Origin of the sequence: Dickeya poaceiphila, from assembly GCF_007858975.2 — a bacterium.
GTDB classification, from domain to species: Bacteria; Pseudomonadota; Gammaproteobacteria; order Enterobacterales; family Enterobacteriaceae; genus Dickeya; species Dickeya poaceiphila.
Map to the genome: position 1 here is coordinate 2,189,177 of NZ_CP042220.2, position 20,634 is coordinate 2,209,810.

15 protein-coding genes, 2 pseudogenes and 1 other annotated feature are annotated in these 20,634 nt (G+C 51.9%); of the genes and pseudogenes, 10 read left to right on the forward strand and 7 right to left on the reverse strand.

The genetic code is table 11. The annotated features are described in order from the left end of the window. Window positions 1–79: 79 nt before the first annotated feature. Window positions 80–1,054, reverse strand: coding sequence for an HTH-type transcriptional regulator CysB (gene cysB, locus Dpoa569_RS09715; RefSeq protein WP_042870500.1), 975 nt, complete (start codon window positions 1,052–1,054; stop codon window positions 80–82). Between the two features lie 335 nt (window positions 1,055–1,389). Then, entirely contained in the window at window positions 1,390–3,993 is a 2,604-nt protein-coding gene (gene topA, locus Dpoa569_RS09720) for a type I DNA topoisomerase (protein ID WP_042870498.1), read from the reverse strand. 433 nt (window positions 3,994–4,426) lie between these two features. Between topA and Dpoa569_RS09725 the strand changes: the two genes are divergently transcribed. Continuing rightward, window positions 4,427–4,696, forward strand: coding sequence for a YciN family protein (locus Dpoa569_RS09725; RefSeq protein ID WP_042870497.1), 270 nt, complete (start codon window positions 4,427–4,429; stop codon window positions 4,694–4,696). Window positions 4,697–5,122: 426 nt separating this feature from the next. Next, window positions 5,123–5,716, forward strand: a pseudogene (locus Dpoa569_RS09730) (YolA family protein). A 265-nt stretch (window positions 5,717–5,981) separates the two neighbouring features. Here the strand turns inward: Dpoa569_RS09730 and Dpoa569_RS09735 are convergent. Together Dpoa569_RS09735 and sohB are read right to left on the reverse strand one after the other, a co-directional pair. Next, window positions 5,982–6,467, reverse strand: a complete 486-nt coding sequence (locus tag Dpoa569_RS09735; protein ID WP_042870493.1) for a hypothetical protein — start codon at window positions 6,465–6,467, stop codon at window positions 5,982–5,984. 434 nt (window positions 6,468–6,901) lie between these two features. Further along, on the reverse strand, window positions 6,902–7,948 hold the full coding sequence (gene sohB / locus Dpoa569_RS09740; RefSeq protein WP_042873903.1) for a protease SohB: 1,047 nt from the start codon (window positions 7,946–7,948) through the stop codon (window positions 6,902–6,904). Window positions 7,949–8,231: 283 nt separating this feature from the next. On the opposite strand from sohB, the gene Dpoa569_RS09745 reads away from it, so the two are divergent. Together Dpoa569_RS09745 and cobO are read left to right on the forward strand one after the other, a co-directional pair. Continuing rightward, window positions 8,232–8,993, forward strand: coding sequence for a YciK family oxidoreductase (locus Dpoa569_RS09745; RefSeq protein ID WP_146411286.1), 762 nt, complete (start codon window positions 8,232–8,234; stop codon window positions 8,991–8,993). Between the two features lie 33 nt (window positions 8,994–9,026). Further along, entirely contained in the window at window positions 9,027–9,617 is a 591-nt protein-coding gene (gene cobO / locus Dpoa569_RS09750) for a cob(I)yrinic acid a,c-diamide adenosyltransferase (protein ID WP_042870488.1), read from the forward strand. Window positions 9,618–9,681: 64 nt separating this feature from the next. On the opposite strand, the gene rluB is transcribed toward cobO, so the two are convergent. The 3 genes from rluB to rnm form a co-directional block, all read right to left on the reverse strand. After that, entirely contained in the window at window positions 9,682–10,572 is an 891-nt protein-coding gene (rluB, locus tag Dpoa569_RS09755; protein WP_042870487.1) for a 23S rRNA pseudouridine(2605) synthase RluB, read from the reverse strand. A gap of 189 nt (window positions 10,573–10,761) precedes the next feature. After that, window positions 10,762–11,382, reverse strand: coding sequence for an L-threonylcarbamoyladenylate synthase (locus tag Dpoa569_RS09760; RefSeq protein ID WP_042870485.1), 621 nt, complete (start codon window positions 11,380–11,382; stop codon window positions 10,762–10,764). Between the two features lie 91 nt (window positions 11,383–11,473). Further along, the gene (gene rnm, locus Dpoa569_RS09765; protein ID WP_042870483.1) at window positions 11,474–12,346 is read right to left on the reverse strand and encodes an RNase RNM; all 873 of its coding nucleotides are present in this window, start codon (window positions 12,344–12,346) and stop codon (window positions 11,474–11,476) included. 298 nt (window positions 12,347–12,644) lie between these two features. Next, window positions 12,645–12,743, forward strand: a sequence feature (Trp leader region). Window positions 12,744–12,765: 22 nt separating this feature from the next. Here rnm and Dpoa569_RS09770 point away from each other — a divergent pair. The 6 genes and pseudogenes from Dpoa569_RS09770 (at window position 12,766) to Dpoa569_RS09800 (ending at window position 20,584) form a co-directional block, all read left to right on the forward strand. Then, complete coding sequence (locus Dpoa569_RS09770; RefSeq protein ID WP_042870481.1) at window positions 12,766–14,328, forward strand: anthranilate synthase component 1; 1,563 nt, start codon at window positions 12,766–12,768, stop codon at window positions 14,326–14,328. Continuing rightward, window positions 14,328–15,924 (forward strand): annotated as a pseudogene (trpD, locus tag Dpoa569_RS19600) (bifunctional anthranilate synthase glutamate amidotransferase component TrpG/anthranilate phosphoribosyltransferase TrpD). The gene Dpoa569_RS09770 and the pseudogene trpD overlap by 1 nt, the downstream one beginning before the upstream one ends. 5 nt (window positions 15,925–15,929) lie before the next feature. Continuing rightward, window positions 15,930–17,315 carry a bifunctional indole-3-glycerol-phosphate synthase TrpC/phosphoribosylanthranilate isomerase TrpF gene (gene trpCF / locus Dpoa569_RS09785; protein ID WP_146411288.1) on the forward strand — a complete coding sequence of 462 codons (1,386 nt, stop codon included), beginning with the start codon at window positions 15,930–15,932 and terminating at the stop codon, window positions 17,313–17,315. Between the two features lie 13 nt (window positions 17,316–17,328). Then, window positions 17,329–18,522 carry a tryptophan synthase subunit beta gene (gene trpB, locus Dpoa569_RS09790; RefSeq protein ID WP_173024026.1) on the forward strand — a complete coding sequence of 398 codons (1,194 nt, stop codon included), beginning with the start codon at window positions 17,329–17,331 and terminating at the stop codon, window positions 18,520–18,522. After that, window positions 18,522–19,331: a tryptophan synthase subunit alpha gene (trpA, locus tag Dpoa569_RS09795; protein ID WP_042870475.1), complete on the forward strand. Its 810-nt coding sequence runs from the start codon at window positions 18,522–18,524 to the stop codon at window positions 19,329–19,331. The genes trpB and trpA overlap by 1 nt, the downstream gene beginning before the upstream one ends. 533 nt (window positions 19,332–19,864) lie before the next feature. Beyond that, entirely contained in the window at window positions 19,865–20,584 is a 720-nt protein-coding gene (locus tag Dpoa569_RS09800; protein WP_146411291.1) for an oligogalacturonate-specific porin KdgM family protein, read from the forward strand. Window positions 20,585–20,634 lie beyond the last annotated feature (50 nt).

Consider the following 20,634-nt stretch of genomic DNA (forward strand, 5'->3'; position numbering starts at 1 on the left):
ATTTATCTGATTTCATGATCACAAGGGCAGGTTCTCACCTGCCCTTGTTGCGTTATGTGGTGATGTGAAAGCCAGTGCCTTATTTCACCGGTAATGTGATGTCTTTAAACATGGCTTCAATTTCTTCATTCGAACGCAAGGAAATGGCCTTATCTACCACGTCGCGTGTCAGGTGCGGCGCAAAACGATGAATAAAGTCGTACATGTAACTACGCAAAAACGTGCTACGACGAAAACCGATTTTAGTGGTGCTATAGCTGAACAGATTATCGGCATTGATAGCGACCAGATCAGGATCGCTGGTCGGCGTTACCGCCATGTTGGCAATAACGCCAACACCCAACCCTAGTCGGACATAGGTTTTAATCACATCAGCATCCGTCGCGGTGAACACAATGCGCGGTGTCAGCCCAGCGCGATTGAAAGCTGTATCCAGCTCAGAGCGGCCAGTAAAACCGAAGGTATACGTGACTATGGGGTACGCAGCCAGTTCCTCGATACTGATTTCGGTTTTCCCCGCCAAGGGATGATCGGGTTTCACCACCACAGCACGGTTCCAGTGATAACACGGCAGCATGATCAGGTCTTCATACAAATGTAGCGCTTCGGTAGCGATAGCGAAATCCGCCGACCCTTTCGCTACCGCCTCAGCAATTTGCATGGGCGAACCCTGATGCATGTGCAGCGACACTCGCGGATAACGCTCGATAAATCCCTTGATCACCTCAGGCAACGCGTAGCGCGCCTGGGTATGGGTGGTTGCGACATACAACGAACCTTTATCAGGATAAGTATGTTCACCGGCAACCGCCTTGATGGCATCCACCTTGGACAGTACCTCACGAGCGATACGAATGATTTCCTGCCCTGCAGGCGTCACCTGAGTCAAATGTTTTCCGCTGCGAGCAAAAATTTGAATACCCAGTTCATCTTCAAGCATCCGAACCTGTTTACTGATCCCCGGCTGTGAGGTGTACAACCCTTCGGCAGTGGAAGAAACGTTCAGATTGTGATTAACAACTTCAACGATATAACGAAGCTGTTGCAGTTTCATAAGTTATCCCATTCCGTAATATGTCATTCGCGGCGGCATCTGGGCTATTGACGTTATCTGCGTTGACAAGGTGGTGACAGCTCAATGCAACGGTGTAGATTCTCGCCAGGCAAATGCCACTTAATCATAAAAATTTATTTTATATAACCATTTTCTGTATTGGTTAGACAGTACTGGCACTGGAAAATGGGTTTTTATTTCCTTTTTATTATCGGCTGCCTGCGGATGATATTCATGGTTGATGGATCAAAAAAGCCAGCCTGTGCAGGCTGGCTTAACGTAATGTAACCGCTATCGATGGAAAAAAATACGGCTTTAGTCAATTATTGCCTTAATTAACGGGCACTTTCACCCCATTTCCCATCGACATAGAACACCGACCATCCCGTCGCCTTGCCTTCTTTTTCAGAAGCAACATACTGCTGTTTGGTCTTTCGGCTAAACCGCACCAGCGTTTTGTTGCCTTCCGGATCTGTTACCGGCGCATCGGCCAGATAACGCAATTTTTCCGGCAGACGGTCACGAAAACGCACCAGCTCTTCCACCAGTGGCGCACGCGTTTCCCGCGATTTCGGGAACGTATTCGCAGCCAGGAACACACCAGCCGCGCCATCACGCAACACAAAATAAGCATCGGATTTTTCGCACAACAACTCCGGCAGCGGCACCGGATCTTCTTTCGGCGGCGCGACTTCGCCATTACGCAAAATTTTGCGGGTATTGCTGCAATTCTCACCGGTACAGGCCATATATTTACCGAAACGCCCCATTTTCAGGTGCATTTCGGAACCGCATTTCTCGCATTCCACCACCGGGCCGTCATAACCTTTAAGCCGGAATTCGCCTTGCTCAATCTCATAGCCATCGCAGGACGGGTTGTTACCACACACATGAAGTTTACGCTGATTATCAATCAGGTAGCTGTCCATTGCGGTACCACACTTCGCACAACGACGACGAGCGCGCAACGCATTAGTTTCAGCCTCATCCCCCTCCAACACGTTTAGCACTTCGGCTTCCGGAATCAGGTTGATGGTGGTTTTGCAACGCTCCTTAGGCGGCAGCGCATAACCGGAGCAACCGAGGAATACCCCAGTACTGGCAGTACGAATTCCCATTTTGCGGCCACAGGTTGGACAATCAATGCTGGTCAGCACCACCTGGTTCGGCTTCATGCCACCCTCATCAGGCTCCATCTCGGCAGTTTCCAGCTGTTTACTGAACTCGGCGAAGAACTCATCCAGCACGGCCTTCCATTCGGCCTGACTATTCGCTACCAAATCGAGGCTATTTTCCATACGGGCAGTGAAATCGTAGTTCATCAGCTCGCGGAAGTTCTCTTCCAGCCGATCAGTAACGATTTCACCCATTTTTTCCGCATAGAAACGGCGATTCTCCACCCGCACATAACCACGATCTTGAATGGTGGAGATAATAGCGGCATACGTCGAAGGTCGGCCAATACCACGCTTTTCCAACTCCTTAACCAACGACGCTTCACTGTAACGCGCTGGCGGTTTGGTAAAGTGCTGGCTTGGCAACAGTTTTTCCAGCGACAAAGATTGCCCCACGTCTACCGCTGGCAAGGTGCGATCTTCATCGCTCTTACGCAGCGCAGGCATCACTTTGGTCCAGCCATCAAAACGCAGGGTTCTCCCCTTGGCGCGCAATTGATAATCACCGGCACTCACTACCAGTGTGGTGGAGTCGTATTGGGCTGGCATCATCTGACAAGCCACAAACTGCCGCCAAATCAGTTGATACAGTTTTTGCGCATCAGCTTCCATGTCTTTGAGTTGTTCGGCCAATACACTAACGTCAGAAGGTCGAATAGCTTCGTGCGCTTCCTGTGAATTTTCCTTACTGGTGTAGAGATTGGGCGCATCCGGCAGATAACGCTTACCGAACTCACCCTGGATATAATCACGCGCCATCGCCAGCGCATCCTGGCTCAGGTTGGTGGAGTCGGTTCGCATATAGGTGATATGGCCAGCTTCATACAAGCGCTGCGCCATCATCATGGTTTTTTTCACCCCAAAGCCCAGGCGGGTGCTGGCGGCTTGCTGCAACGTAGACGTAATAAACGGAGCGCCCGGCTTGCTGCTGGTGGGTTTGTCTTCGCGTTCCGCCACCACATAGCTGGCTTTTTCCAGCAACGCAACCGCGGCCTGCGACTGTACCTGATTTACTGGCCGGAACGGTTTGCCATTGTGATGCGTAACCTGCATTTGCAGCGCGATATCAGTACTCGTCAGCAGGTCTGCATGTAATTCCCAATACTCTTGCGGTACAAACGCTTTGATTTCGCGTTCACGCTCCACGACCAGACGCACTGCCACCGACTGCACTCGCCCGGCTGATAAACCGCGGGCAATTTTTTTCCACAGCAGCGGCGACACCATGTACCCCACCACACGATCCATAAAACGGCGCGCCTGCTGGGCATTGACACGGTTGATATTCAGTTCACCTGGATTATCAAACGCCTGACGAATAGCATTTTTAGTAATCTCATTGAACACCACACGACTGAAACGCTTGTCATCGCCACCGATAATTTCCCGCAGGTGCCATGCAATGGCCTCCCCTTCGCGGTCAAGGTCGGTTGCGAGATAGACATGATCGGCGTTCTGCGCCAGCGTTTTCAGTTCCGATACCACTTTTTCCTTGCCAGGCAGGATCTCGTAATGGGCCTGCCAGCCGTGATACGGGTCTACCCCCATACGGTTAACCAGCGCAGTTTTTTCATCTTTCTTAACTGCTTTTTTGGCTTTCTCGCCGTTGGCCTCAACGCCTTTCTTAGTTGTGGAGCCTGAACCGCTGGTCGGCAAGTCACGTACATGCCCCACGCTGGATTTCACCACGTAGTCATTGCCAAGATACTTATTAATCGTTTTGGCTTTTGCCGGGGACTCGACGATAACGAGAGCTTTACCCATAATATACTGTTACCCACTGAATTCTTTAAAAAAAACTTTCTCAGTTATTCTCTCTGGCTTTCCAGCCGGCGTAGCCTGAACCATCATGGTTGCGGGAAAATCGTTTTGTTAGCGCTGCGATGGCGCGTCACACACATTAGCAGCGTCGCAACCCTATGATCATCCAGGGTTATTTTTACTGCACTGCTTCAGTCGATCACTGGCTCCGTCCCAGTGCAACACAATCATTCCGCCTGACGGTGCAAAATCCCACACTCTACCTGATAAATAACACCACGCAACCTAATTAGCATGTAAAACGCCTTTTCGCCAATGAACCATCTTGTGTTTATCGGCAGACACACGACTAAAAATCAGTCGGTTTGCGATAATTTATGTTCCGGCGGTACAATAGCGCTATCAAAGCAAGGGGTATTTGCAGGAGAGAAATTCCATGTCTGGTTTTACACACATAAATGAAGAAAAAACGCCGATTGGCCGTGAAGCCCTGCTGCAGGAAGCCAATACGCTGATTCAGCAGCACGACGACTACTTGCATGGCATGGTGGCTAATGCGGTGGAACAGAAAAATGGCGTGCTGGTATTCCGTGGCGAATACTTTCTCGATAATGATGGTTTGCCAACGCACAAAACCACCGCAGTATTCAACATGTTCAAACACCTGGCGCATGTCTTGTCAGAAAAATACCAGTTAATCGATTAATCCCCCACAATCTGCCGGGAGACCACCTCCCGGTGCGGGATGCCGCATTTTTACCGTTCCCCCATCGGTGATAACTGCGTGATTTTCTCAGTTATTATCCCTATTCGTTTTTGCCCCTGTTACCCAAACACCCACTTACCCATAATATTACTGTGCCTTATTGTTATATCGTAACCCCGAAAGACTTTTCGCCGTACTCTATTGAAAACCAGCAGAATAGTTATATTTGAAGCAGAGAAATAATTAAATTATAAATATAATAAACTTCATTTTAAAAAAAATAATTTTAAAAATAATAATAATAAAAATAACATGAAATATTTAATAACAAAATACGTTATTTATTTTCAAATAAGGTATCGTTATTTATACTTTCCAACGATGCCTTAACAACATCAATTAAAAAAACCATTTATGGAGCGTGCTATGAAAAAGCAATTTGGATTGCCTTTGCTATTGTCAGTCGCAGCAGTTTTTAGTCACGGCAGCTATTCGCAAACCATTAATAATACCGATGAGGCAGGCCCACCTATTGAATTAGGTCTGACGGCATTTGATACACTGGAAAGTACCGGCCCGCTGTCCGTGGCCAGAGATACATCACACGCCTCAAAATCGGGTCCTTTACGGGCACCCGCTCCGGCGCTGTCCAGAGTCACCGTGTATGCGGTTGGTTCAACAAACTGCGACTGGAAATACATGACGACTGTTGGTCAGCTATCAACCACTTGTGACCACGGCGGTGCTCTGCTAAGAGTAGCGGTGGAGGAAATTGGTTACGGCAATAACCCCATTGCCTGGATGAATAGCGGCTTATTGCCACGTTAAGCCAATTATCAAACGGAAAGCATTTGTCTTGTCGGGAACCAATATACTTTCCCTTGCCCAGCTGGATATACTGTTGTTGGTTGGATGTACTATTATAACCTGGATGGAACGGATAACGGTCAATTCAAATTCCAGGACACATCTACCAACGCGCCGAGAAATACCCTATTCACACAAACTTATATTAAATAACACGCCATCTGAACAGCCCTGTCGGGCTGTTCTATCTAATACATACCTGTCACCTATCTACTATACTGACTCCCCCAAGAGCTATCAGCCAAAGTTATAATATAAATACATAGCTCAATTATCAGAAACTATAAAAATAAAAAATCCATAGCCTACCGTCTGCATGGCTATGGATAGAAATGGCGGCAAAAATAAGCTTAATGATGGAATTGCTCTGAACGCTTATTCACCTGCTTACACGCCATCATTGGTCGTTACACGCTGATTAAGAGATTACACTCTGCCCTTGTAAGCGGCGTAACGCATCAATTGTGCGCTGTAGGCCATCCGCACTTTGATAATCATTGCGCGACAACGCGACGGCCATGTTCTGTTGCAAGTTATTAAACACATTCATCGGTTGTTCTGAATGTGAATAAGCCAGAGAAGAGGTTCCCATTACACCAGCATAAGACAATGGAGTAGAACCCATCATACTAAGCAGCGGTGTTGTTTGATCAAGATCCAGTTGACCGCTGCGAATCAGATGACCGACGGATTCATGCAGCGTAGTTGGCGTCATGCGGGTAAAATCATAAGTCTCAGTCTGAGCGGGCTGAACTGTGGTGGATTGGCTAGTCGGGGACGTCGCGCTAATATTCGCGGCCAGTAACGCAGCAAATGCCGACATCTCTTCCTTACGGTGAGTCGCATCATTTGCCTGCGAACGCTGATTGACCAACAGGCTGTATTCTCCAGTATCAATTTTCATCGCATATCCTTACGTCTGTCATTTGGGAAGCAAAGATAGCCCGACCTATAGGCAGCGCTTTGCAGACACGTAGATTGTCGGTTTAGAACTGATTACCGATGCAAACCGAAATCAGAATTAGTAAATAAACATAAACAATCATACTCATTTTATTTGTTTTTGGTGAAAAAACCAGTTCACCTCCGTTAATTTCAACAGAAAATCAATTGATTGCGTAAAGCGAACCATTAATAATAGTTAGAAAGCGTAATGAATTGGCAGAATGCGATAGGCATGGATAGAGACGCAGCGCTCAGGGAAGATGGGGAAAATGGAAAGTCGTCAGTAAACCGCTGGGGGACCGGTTTACCCACCTGTCCGGCCAACGACAATACGCGGATGGTACTGTTCAACAAACCGCGACACGGACAGGCAAGAGTGAACGTTAAAAAAATTTACAGCTGAGGATGATTGCCCCGTTGCCACCAGCGCAACATCAGACGCTCCAGCGCCTCACCGGTGCTTCCGGTCAGTCGGTCCAGCAGGCGTTTGCGGCGAGTGTAGCGAACCGCCAGCACCTCGTGGTTTTCCATTTCTGCAATCAGCAGGTCGTCACTGGTGCCGATAGCATCCACCAAACCCATATCCCTGGCCTGCGTGCCGAACCAGTGCTCACCGGTAGCAACCAATTCAATATCCAGCGACGGGCGCATCTCACTGACAAACTGTTTAAACAGCAGGTGCGTTTCATTTAATTCCTGACGGAACTTCTCCCGCCCTTCATCGGTATTTTCACCGAACAGCGTCAGAGTACGTTTATATTGGCCGGCAGTATGCAGTTCCACATCAATATCTTTGCTTTTCAACAACCGGTTAAAATTGGGAATTTGTGCCACCACGCCAATTGATCCAACGATGGCAAACGGCGCCGCAACGATGCGATCCGCCACACAGGCCATCATATAACCGCCGCTGGCAGCTACCTTATCCACCGCCACCGTCAGGCGAATACCACGTTGGCGGAAACGCTGCAACTGGGACGCCGCCAGACCGTAGCCATGCACCACGCCGCCAGGGCTTTCCAGGCGCAGTAACACTTCATCTTCTGGCCGGGCCACCGCCAGCACGGCAGACACCTCTTCACGCAGCGAGCTTACTTCCCCCGCATCCATGCTGCCGTTGAAATCGAGCACATACAAACACGGGCGGGCAGATTTTTCCTCCCCGCGTTTGGCGCGTTTCTTCGCTTGTTTGGCGGTTTCCTTATCTTCTTTTTTCTGTTGCTTTTCCAGCAGGCCGCGCTCGGTATCGCTCATAGCAGCGGACCGCATCTCCTGCCGCATTTCGCGGTATTGTTCCCCCAGATTAATGACCTGCAGCTCACCTTTTCGATGACGTTTACGCTGTGTCATACCGACTGTCAGCACCACCAATGCGCCGATAGCGACGACAAGGGTGACGACTTTTGCCAGGAATAAACCATACTGAGAAAGTAATTCCACAAATACCGCCTTCATTGACCAATGTGATACATGACGTTGATTCTTCAACAACCATTACGGCTTTCAGCGCGGTGCGCTAATCTTCTAACCTAACGTATGACGGGCACGATAGCGATGATCTTCATAGAGAAATTGTACTTTCCGCTGCTTTTTACCGCACCGGCTGTGAGAAAGCCGGTCCTTCTGATTGAAAACACCTATTGTTTCAGGCATAAAACTCCCATTATGGCTCTTTCGGAAACACCTCATCATTCCCGAATGATGACAGCCAGAGGACACCGTTTTGCATTACCAACCTAAACACGATCTGCTGCAACACCGTATTATTCTGGTCACGGGTGCCGGTGACGGCATTGGCCGCGAGGCTGCACTGACCTACGCGCGCTATGGCGCTCGGCTGGTGTTGCTGGGGCGAACCGAACGCAAGCTGAAGGACGTAGAACAACAGATCCTTCAGGAATGTGGTACCCACAGTTATCTGATTCCCTGTGACATGCTGACTGCCAGTCATCATGATTTCATACAAATCGCCGGGCAGATCGGTCAGGTGCTGCCGCGTCTGGACGGCGTACTGCACAATGCCAGCGTGCTGGGTGACATCGTGCCAATGGCAGAACAATCGGCTACCGTCTGGCATCAGGTTATGCAGGTCAATGTTAACGCGACGTTTATGTTAACGCAGGCGCTGTTACCGTTATTGCTGAAATCAGCCAGTCCGTCGCTGGTTTTCACCAGCTCTAGCGTTGGCCGTCAGGGACGAGCAAACTGGGGGGCTTACTCGGTATCCAAATTCGCCACCGAAGGCATGATGCAGGTGCTGGCTGAGGAATACCGCAACCACAATTTGCGGGTCAATTGTATCAACCCAGGTGGTACCCGTACGTCGATGCGCGCCGCCGCATTTCCTGATGAAGACCCGAATAAGCTCAAAACCCCAGCCGATATCATGCCGCTTTATCTGTACCTGATGGGAGACGACAGCCGTCGCAAGACCGGCATGAGTTTTGATGCCCAACCCGGTCGCAAACCTGGTCCCGTCGAGTGACTAAACGAAGCATTGAACAAAGGATACCCACGCATGAGCGATGATCGTCATCAGCAACGCCAGCAGCGACTCAAAGAAAAAGTAGACGCCCGTATTGCCGCCGCCACTGAGGTGCGCGGCATTCTGATGGTGTTTACCGGCAATGGCAAAGGCAAAACCACTGCCGCCTTCGGCACAGTGAGCCGGGCTGTAGGCCACGGACTGAAGGCGGGGGTAATTCAGTTTATCAAAGGCGAATGGCCGAACGGCGAGAAAAATCTGTTGCAACAGCATGGGGTGGAATTTCAAGTGATGGCGACCGGCTTTACCTGGGATACCCAAAATCGCCAGACCGACACCGACGCAGCCAGACACGTTTGGCAGCATGGGTTACGTATGCTGGCCGATGATTCGCTCGACCTGGTAGTACTTGACGAGTTGACCTATATGCTCAGCTACGATTATTTACCGCTGGACGAAGTGATTACCGCGCTGCGACAGCGCCCAATGCACCAGAGCGTGATCATCACTGGCCGCGGTTGCCACCGCGATTTGCTGGAGCTTGCGGATACCGTAACGGAGATGAGACCCGTGAAGCACGCCTTTGATGCGGGTATTCAAGCTCAGCAAGGTATCGACTGGTAACGGGTAAGCGATAGCAACGAAAGGATAACGCTGCGCCCACAGGCGCAGACGTTTATCAGGCAATTCAGCCGTTACGCTTTGGTGCACTGCGACGACTGCCAGCCGGGCGATTATTAACCCCGACCTGGCCATGTCGTTTCACCGCACGACGGATCTGGTTAGCTTTCACCCGACGACGCTCACGCTCTACCGGCAGCTTGCTGACCGTTTCCGGCGCCAATTGCACCAGTTCACGCAGGTAGTTGACGTCGGCCAGGCTCATCTCCATCCAGCCACCGCGCGGCAACCCTTTCGGCAATTGAATGTCGCCATAGCGCACACGAATCAGCCGGCTGACCTGCACGCCGACGGCTTCCCACAAACGGCGAACCTCACGGTTGCGGCCTTCGGTCAGGGTGACGTTATACCACTGATTCAGCCCTTCCCCCCCTTGATAGCGGATAGCACGAAAGGCCGCGGGACCATCTTCCAGCTGTACGCCTTTGCTCAGTTGACGAATTTTGTCGTCGTCCACCTCGCCGAACACACGCACGGCATACTCACGCTCCACTTCACGGCTGGGGTGCATCAGGCGATTCGCCAGCTCACCGTCCGTCGTGAACAGCAACAAGCCGGAGGTATTCACATCAAGACGCCCGACTGCCACCCAACGGTATCCCTGAATACGCGGCAGACGATCAAACACCGTTGGTCGCCCTTCCGGGTCGCTGCGGGTACAAAGTTCCCCTTCGGGTTTGTAATACATCAATACACGGCAGACAGCTTCTTCGGTTTCACGCACCGACACCACATGCCCATCAATACGAATTTTGGTCGCACGGGTAACCTCGACGCGGTCCCCCAACGTAGCAATCTTGCCGTCAACACTAATGCGACCGGCTTCAATCATACTTTCAATTTCGCGGCGTGAACCGTGTCCTGCACGCGCCAGTACTTTCTGTAGCTTTTCGCTCATTGAGCAACCTCTGTGTCGCCTTCACAGGCGTCGGGGGGAATGTCATGATGACCAGGAATCGCGTTAACTCATGAAAAATAACGAGTTAACGCATAATGCCGCGATTATACCTTGATTCAAGACGTTTGTATGCCAAATGTTGGCACGGATAAATACACCTTAAGCAGCGCCATTGCTGACGTTTCGGCGTTACAGAAACGGCGCGACATCGCCGGTCCCTTCACGCACGACCACGGGTACGGACTCCGTCAAATCGATAACGGTGGTGGGCTGTTGGCCCAAAAACCCGCCATGAATAACCAAATCAACCCGTTTACCCAGTTGCTCCTGAATTTCTTCTGGATCGGACTCGGCAAAATCGTTGCCTGGCAACATCAGCGTAGTTGACATCAGCGGCTCATTCAGCGCCGCCAGCAACGCCAGCGCAATCGGGTTGGACGGCACACGCATACCGATGGTTTTGCGTTTATCATTCATCAGGCGACGCGGCACTTCTTTGGTCGCCTTGAGAATAAAGGTGTAATTGCCGGGGGTGTTATTCTTAATCAACCGGAATGCAGCATTATCCACATAAGCGTAAGAAGACAACTCCGACAAATCGCGGCACATCAGGGTGAAGTTATGATTCTGATCCAGATCGCGGATGCGACAAATCCGCTCCATCGCGGCTTTATCTTCCAACAGGCACCCAAGCGCGTACCCCGAATCGGTAGGATAGACAATCACTCCACTTTTACGCAGGATTTCCACCGTTTGGTTAATCAGGCGCTGTTGCGGGTTCTGCGGATGAATATAGAAAAACTGACTCATACTACGTCCTCTGCCTCCTGAACACGCACAGCCTGCCGGGCAGATCGCCACAGCAGGCTATACGAATGCTGTCATGATAGGTAACCGGAACTCAGACGGCCAACGCCGGATGCTGCCAGACCGGCTCCACACCGGAAGGCAACCATAATTTTCGTCCCAGTTCTACCCAGGCGCAGGGTTGATGAAAATCCGACCCTTGCGACCCCAGCAAATGATAGTCGCGCGCATAGCGCGCCAGTTGTGAACGCTCGTCTGGCGCCTGTTGACACTGGGCGATTTCCATCGCCTCTGCGCCACAATCAGCAACATGCCCGATCAACCGTTTCAGCCACTTGGTGGTCAGGTCGTAGCGACCGGGATGTGCCAGCACCGCAACCCCGCCTGACTGGCGGATAGCGTCCACTGCTTGCTGTATTGTACACCACTGCGGCGGCACATAGCCGGTTTTCCCTTTACCCAGATATTTTTTAAATGCCTGAGCGACCGTATCCGCTTTCCCCAGTTCCACCAGGTAGCGCGCAAAATGCCCGCGAGTGATCATACCGCCTTCAGCCAGTCGCGACGCGCCTGCCAGCGCATCGGGGATCAGCGCTTTTTCCAGCCGCTGCGCGATCTGCTCAGCCCGTTGCCGACGGTACTGTGCTTGCTGTTGCAGTAACAAGGTTAGCGCCGGATGTTGACAATCCAGTCCCAACCCGACGATATGGATCTCATGATTTTCCCATACGGTGGAAATCTCAACGCCGGAAACCAACCGCAACGGCAACGCCTGCCGGGCAATAGCGCCATGCGCCTCATCTAACGCCACCGTAGTGTCATGATCGGTGATCGCCAGCACGCTAACGCGCATGTTCACCGCTCGCTGCACCAGTTCAGTTGGCGTCAGCAAACCATCGGACGCGGTGGTATGACTATGCAAGTCATACAAGGGAAACGTCGTTGATACCGGCAACTCATCTGGCACGTCAGGTGTCTCTCTGTTTCAGAAAATTTCAGGCGGCATGATGCCATCAACCTGGTCAAAAAGGAAAAAAGATCGGTTGATTCACCGAACGCTTGATTCAGAGATCGATTGATTCAATACCGTCCGCTGTCAGCCAACTCGTCATCAGCCCCCCACCGCAGGACATCTCCCCGAAAAAATCGTATGGAATCTTATTGACTTCCCTCAATCGTTCCAGTTAACTAGTACGCAAGTTCAAGAACAACGCTAACCGAGGATAATGGCGATGACGGTAACAACCCTGCTCCTGAAAAATCATGCTGGTTGGTGGCGCTTCTCCTTGTTGCGGGTGAAGTGATAACGCATAGCCATTTCTGACATGCCTATCCTGAAGCCCGCTGATAGCGGGCTTTTTTATGGACAAAATACGAGTAGAGATCATGCAAACACCACAACCTGAACTTGAGCTGCTGCGAGTCGAAGCAGAATACCGCAACGACCCCAGCGCCATGTTCCACCAGCTGTGCGGCACCCGCCCGGCAACCCTGCTGCTGGAGTCGGCAGAGATAGACAGCAAACTGAATCTGCAAAGCCTGCTTATCGTTGACAGCGCCCTGCGCATTACTGCCCTCGGTTCACAGGTGTCGATTCAGGCACTGACTGCTAACGGCGCAACGCTGCTGCCGCTATTGGATAATGCCTTGCCTGCTGATGTCATCGTTGATGCACACCCGAACAGCCGTGAACTGACCTTTCCAGAAATTGATGTGATGCAGGATGAAGATGCTCGCCTGCGTTCTCTGTCGGTATTTGACGCACTGCGACAACTGCTGACGCTGGTGACGTGCCCGGAAAACGAACGCGAAGCCATGTTCTTTGGCGGGCTGTTCGCCTACGATCTGGTCGCCGGTTTTGAACGTTTGCCGCCGCTCAGCCAGCAGCAACGCTGCCCGGATTACTGTTTCTATCTGGCCGAAACCTTGCTGGTAGTCGATCATCAGCAACGCTCGACCCATCTGCAAGCCAGCCTGTTTACTCCCAATGAAACAGAACGTCAGCGCCTGCAACAACGTCTGGAACAGTTGCAGCAGCAATTGCGCCAGCCTGCTCCGGCGTTACCGTGCCAGACGGTAGAGACCATGACGCTCACCTGCAACCAAAGCGATGAAGATTACGGCGCGGTAGTCAGCCAGATGCAGCAGGCGATCCGCATCGGTGAAATTTTCCAGGTGGTGCCGTCCCGTCGCTTCTCGTTGCCATGTCCGTCGCCGCTGGCCGCTTACCAGACGCTGAAAGACAACAACCCCAGTCCTTACATGTTCTATATGCAGGATCAGGATTTCACCCTGTTCGGCGCATCGCCGGAAAGCTCCCTCAAGTATGACGCCGTCAACCGGCAGATCGAAATCTACCCGATTGCCGGCACTCGTCCGCGTGGTCGCCGCGCCGACGGCTCGCTGGACCGGGATCTGGACAGCCGTATCGAACTGGAAATGCGTACCGACCATAAAGAACTGGCTGAACATCTTATGCTGGTAGACCTGGCTCGCAACGATCTGGCGCGAATCTGCGAACCCGGCAGCCGTTATGTGGCAGACCTGACCAAAGTAGACCGCTACTCGTTCGTAATGCATCTGGTGTCTCGCGTGGTCGGTACTCTGCGCGCGGATCTGGATGTACTGCACGCTTACCGCGCTTGCATGAACATGGGCACGCTGAGCGGCGCGCCCAAAGTACGCGCGATGCAACTGATCGCGGAAAGCGAGAAAACCCGCCGCGGTAGTTACGGTGGCGCGGTAGGTTATTTCACCGCCCGTGGCGACCTCGACACTTGCATCGTTATCCGCTCTGCCTATGTGGAAGATGGCATCGCTACCGTACAGGCCGGTGCAGGCGTGGTGCTCGACTCCCATCCGCAGGCTGAAGCCGATGAAACGCGTAACAAAGCCCGCGCGGTTCTACGCGCGATTGCCAGTGCGCATCATGCCAAGGAGGTGTTCTGATGGCCGATATCCTGTTGCTTGATAATATCGACTCCTTTACCTACAACCTGGTAGACCAGTTGCGCGCCAGCGGCCACAACGTGGTGGTGTATCGTAACCAGTTGCCTGCCAACGTGATTGTTGAACGCCTGCAACAGATGGAAAAACCGGTGTTGATGCTCTCACCCGGTCCCGGTACGCCATCCGAAGCCGGTTGTATGCCAGCACTGTTGCAACGCCTGCGCGGCCAGTTGCCGATCATCGGTATCTGTCTGGGTCATCAGGCGATTGTCGAAGCCTACGGCGGCCATGTCGGCCAGGCTGGTGAAATTCTGCATGGCAAAGCCTCCAGTATTGAACATGACAATCAGGCGATGTTCATTGGGCTGCCTGACCCGTTACCGGTAGCGCGCTATCACTCTCTGGTGGGAAGCAACATCCCGGCAGGGTTGGTGATTAACGCCAGTTTCAACGGCATGGTGATGGCGGTACGCCACGATGAACATCGTGTCTGCGGTTTCCAGTTCCACCCGGAATCTATTCTTACCACTCATGGTGCGCGTCTGCTGAATCAGACGCTGGACTGGGCGCTGGCCTGAATTGAAGGAGATACCTCTGATGCAACCGATTCTTGAAAAACTCTATCGCGCCGACATTCTGAGCCAGGCGGAAAGCCAGCGGTTATTTGCCGCTATCATTAAGGGTGAGCTGGACCCAACGCAACTGGCCGCCGCGCTCATCAGTATGAAGGTGCGCGGCGAACATCCGGATGAAATCGCCGGAGCCGCCACTGCACTGCTGGCCGACGCCCAACCGTTCCCGCGTCCGGACTATCTATTCGCCGATATTGTCGGCACCGGCGGCGATGGTTCCAACAGCATCAATATTTCCACCGCCAGCGCCTTTGTGGCGGCGGCCTGTGGGGTGAAAGTCGCCAAACACGGCAACCGCAGCGTCTCCAGCCGTTCAGGATCGTCGGATCTACTGTCCGCATTCGGCATCAAGCTTGATATGTCGGCGCAGGCATCACGTCAGGCGTTGGATGATCTTGGGGTGTGCTTTCTGTTTGCGCCGCAATATCACACCGGTTTTCGTCACGCAATGCCGGTACGCCAGCAGTTAAAAACCCGCACCTTGTTCAATGTGCTGGGACCGTTGATCAACCCGGCCCGCCCACCTCTGGCGCTGATCGGCGTTTATCAGCCGGAGCTGGTAGAACCGATTGCCAACACCCTGAAGGTGTTGGGATACCAGCGCGCCGCCGTGGTGCATGGCGGCGGCATGGATGAAGTCGCTATCCATGCGCCAACCCAGGTCGCTGAACTGCGCGACGGACAGGTGGAAACCTATCAGTTAACGCCCGGTGATTTTGGGCTGGATTCGTTCGCACTGGATAATTTACGGGGAGGCACACCAGAAGAAAACCGTGATATCTTGGCCCGCTTACTTCAGGGTAAGGGCCAACCGGCTCATGATGCCGCCGTCGCTGCCAATGTAGCGCTACTGTTGAAACTATTCGGCCAGGAAGATCTGCGGCAAAATGCACGGCAGGCGCTGGACGTGATTCATAGCGGTCAGGCGTATCAGCGAGTGCTGGAACTGGCAACCAGAGGATAATGAAAATGCAGGAAACCGTATTAACCAAAATCGTGCGCGACAAAGCGCAGTGGATCGCCGAACGAAAGCAGAAACAGCCACTTGAGAGCTTTCAATCGCAGATAACGCCCAGTTCACGCCATTTTTATCAGGCGCTGAAACAGGCCAAACCCGCGTTTATTCTGGAGTGTAAAAAAGCCTCGCCTTCCAAGGGATTGATTCGCGCCGATTTCGACCCCGCCGCGATTGCGCAGGTTTATCAGGAGTACGCCTCCGCTATTTCGGTGTTGACTGATGAAAAGTATTTTCAGGGTGATTTTGCCTTCCTGACTCAAGTCAGTGCAGCGGTAGCCCAGCCAGTGCTGTGCAAAGATTTCATTATCGACCCGTACCAGATCTATTTGGCCCGTTACTATCAGGCCGATGCAATTCTGCTGATGCTATCGGTGCTGGATGATGATCAGTATTGCCAATTGGCACAGGTGGCCCACGGCCTGAATATGGGCATTTTGACGGAAGCAAGCAATCAAGCTGAACTGGAACGCGCTATCGCGCTGGAAGCACGCGTAGTCGGCATCAATAACCGTGACCTGCGTGATCTGTCTATTGATCTGAACCGCACCCGCACGTTGGCGCCACGCCTGCCAGCCGGTGTAACGGTGATCAGCGAATCCGGCATCAGCCGCTATGCCCATATTCAGGAACTGAGCCAATACGCCAACGGTTTTCTTATCGGCAGTTCGCTGATGGAGGAAGACGACCTGGCGCTTGCAGTACGCCGGGTTATCCTGGGGGAAAACAAGGTGTGTGGGCTGACTCAGCCTGAAGATGCCGCCACCGCCTTTCAGGCCGGCGCGGTGTACGGCGGGTTGATTTTTGTCGCTAACTCCCCGCGTTGTGTGACAACGTCACAAGCGCGTACCGTCATGACAGGCGCGCCCTTGCGTTATGTCGGGGTATTTCGTGATGCGCCATTGGCCGACATGGTAGAAACCGCGTCGTCACTACAGCTTGCAGCCGTGCAGCTACATGGCAGCGAAGATGATGCTACTATCGCGGCCTTGCGTACGCAGTTACCTGCGACCTGCCAGATCTGGAAAGCGCAAAGCGTCGGCGACACCCTGCCTGCATTGTCGCTGCCACAGGTTGACCGGGTGCTGCTCGACAACGGCCAGGGTGGCAGTGGTCAATCGTTCGACTGGTCATTGTTGCAGAATCAATTGCTGAAACAGGTGCTATTGGCCGGCGGCCTGGGTCCGGACAACGTCGCTCAGGCAGCGAAACTCGGTGCCGCCGGGCTGGATTTCAACTCTGGCGTGGAATCAAAACCCGGCATCAAGGACCCACAGAAAATCGCAGCGGTATTCCAGACGTTGCGTGCGGCGCAACCTCGCCGTAACTCTCATGAATAACAACAACAGGCTGATTATGACGTTACTTAACCCTTATTTTGGTGAATTCGGCGGTCAATATGTACCGCAGATCCTGGTGCCGGCCTTGCGTCAGTTGGAAGAGGCATTTGTCAATGCGCAGCGCGACCCGGCATTTCAATCTGAATTCAGCGATTTACTGAAGAATTATGCCGGTCGGCCAACAGCGCTGACGCAGTGTAAAAACCTGACGGTGGGCACCCGTACCACTCTCTATCTGAAACGCGAAGATCTGTTGCACGGCGGCGCGCATAAGACTAACCAGGTACTGGGGCAGGCCTTGCTGGCAAAGCGCATGGGCAAAACGGAAATCATCGCGGAAACCGGAGCAGGTCAGCACGGCGTTGCTACCGCGCTGGCCTGCGCCCTACTGGGGTTAAAATGCCGTGTCTACATGGGTGCCAAGGACGTAGAACGTCAGTCGCCGAACGTATTCCGTATGCGGTTGATGGGCGCGGAAGTGATTCCGGTGCACAGCGGCTCCGCCACCCTGAAAGATGCCTGCAACGAAGCATTACGCGACTGGTCTGGCAGCTATGAAACGGCGCATTACCTGCTGGGCACTGCCGCTGGCCCACACCCTTATCCCACCATTGTGCGGGAGTTTCAGCGCATGATTGGGGAAGAAACCAAAGCCCAGGTAAAAGAAAAAGAAGGTCGCCTGCCGGATGCAGTGCTGGCTTGTGTCGGCGGTGGTTCGAATGCTATCGGCATGTTTGCTGATTTTATTGACGAGCCTTCCGTACGCTTAATTGGTGTAGAACCGGCAGGGCTGGGTATCGAAACCGGGCAGCACGGCGCACCGCTGAAACATGGCCGCGTCGGTATCTACTTCGGCATGAAATCACCGATGATGCAGACCGAAGACGGCCAGATTGAAGAGTCGTACTCTATTTCTGCCGGGCTGGATTTCCCCTCTGTCGGACCGCAGCACGCGCACCTGAGTAGTATTGGGCGAGCGGATTATGTGTCTGTCACCGACGATGAAGCGCTGCACGCTTTTCGGGAATTGTCACGCCACGAAGGTATCATCCCGGCGCTGGAGTCATCCCACGCATTGGCTCACGCGCTGAAAATGATCAAAGCGGAGCCGGAAAAAGAACAAATTCTGGTGGTTAATCTATCCGGGCGCGGCGATAAAGACATTTTTACGGTTCACGATATTCTGAAATCCCAGGGAGAAATCTGATGGAACGCTACCACGCTCTGTTTAAACGGCTATCGGAAAAGCAGGAAGGCGCGTTTGTGCCGTTTGTCACGCTTGGCGACCCGTCCCCTGCACTGTCGCTACGTATTATCGACACGCTGGTGGCCGCCGGGGCTGATGCACTGGAGCTGGGGATTCCTTTTTCCGACCCACTAGCGGATGGCCCGACTATCCAGAACGCGACGCTGCGTGCGTTCGCTGCGGGTGTGACGCCAACCCACTGTTTTGAAATGCTGGCGACTATCCGCCAGAAATATCCCGACCTACCTATCGGGTTGTTAATGTATGCCAATCTGGTATTTAGCAACGGTATTGATGCCTTTTACCAGCGTTGTGCCGAAACCGGCGTTGATTCGGTGCTGGTAGCGGACGTGCCAGTAGAAGAATCGGCACCGTTTCGCGCGGCAGCGATGAAGCACGGCGTTGCCCCCATATTCATCTGTCCGCCAAATGCAGATGATGAGCTGTTGCGTGAAGTCGCCTCCTTTGGTCGCGGTTATACCTATCTGCTCTCACGGGCTGGTGTGACCGGTGCGGAAACCCGCGCTCAGTTACCGTTGCATCATTTACTGGAAAAGTTGCACGAATACCATGCAGCTCCGCCACTGCTGGGTTTTGGCATATCCGAGCCAGCTCAGGTGCAGCAGGCACTGGAATCCGGCGCTGCCGGCGCTATCTCTGGTTCAGCGATTGTCAAAATCATTGAGCAGTATCACACCCAACCTGATGTGATGCTGGCAAAACTGGCCGATTTTGTTAGCACCATGAAAGCTGCCACCCGCACACGCTGATTCCCCGCTCTCGTCTCCGCCATAGTCGGGTTCTCCAGCTATGGCGTTTTTTTGTCAACAACACCCAGCCGAGCACACTGTGCCACTCGAACCTCGACTAGCCATGCCTGCCGTGTCAACACAGGCGTTCTCCCCATTCTCGATCTCATGGATTTCTGGTTCTCTCAGCTGACGATTATTACAAAGTGACAAACACAAACATAATTGTGAATTTATTAAGGAGAATACTTATTTTTGAAAAAATAAAAAATCCAATGGAATGATGTTAATTTTTTTGTTTCTTTATAACAAAAATTATTACTTTTTTTGTTTTTTGATTGTTTATAAATTGAAACAAAGTTTCATTTTATAAACATAGATTGTTTACTAAGTAAATAGACGAAAATCACAAAATAAAACTACTTTTCATTTTTTTTATTTTAATGTTTTTGATCACATAATTGTAAGAATAGATAAACGAGAATCGGCATCGTGCAGCACCCTATGCGCGTACGGCACGACATAAGAAATTATCTCTGAGAGGGTTTATAACAATGAAATTTAAAATTTTGACAGTGATGGTCGCATCTCTGGTAAGCATGAGTTCTATGGCTGTCACATTCGACTATCGCCATGAAATGAAAGATACACAAAATAGAAGCCACCAGGATCGTCTGCTGATTTCGCACCGCTTTGACAATGGGTTTGGTTTGTCTTCTGAAGTGAAATGGAAGCAGGCAGGCAAAGATACAACACCAGACAGACCTTACAGCGAACAAGTCAGCAACGGAACTGAAGTTACCGCCAGCTACCTGTACAAATTCAACAAAATGTTCAATGTTGAGTCGGGTTTTAATCTGGTTACTGACAGTACGGGTAACACCTATCGTCCTTATATCAGAGGTGGGGTAAACTTTACCGACAGTCTTTACTATACCTTGCGCTACCGTCCGTTCTATCAACGTTTCAGTGAAAAAATTAATGCCCCTTCTAATCCTGATACCAATCTGAAAGGTTATACCATTACCAGCGTGCTGGGATATAAATTCCTGGACAACTTCACTGTTGAATATGAGCTGGAATATAACAAAAACACCAGAGCTGGCGTATTCCGCTATGACAATGATACCGACAATGTCACCCACGACGTGAAACTGGCCTATAAAATAGACAAAAACTGGACCCCTTACGTTCAGTTGGCTAACGTTGAGTACAGTGGTACTTCTGACGAGCGCCAGACTCGTTACCGCATCGGTGTGCTGTACAATTTCTGATAACCGTTATCGCGGTTGTAAAAAAGGCGGAACCCCGGTTCCGCCTTATC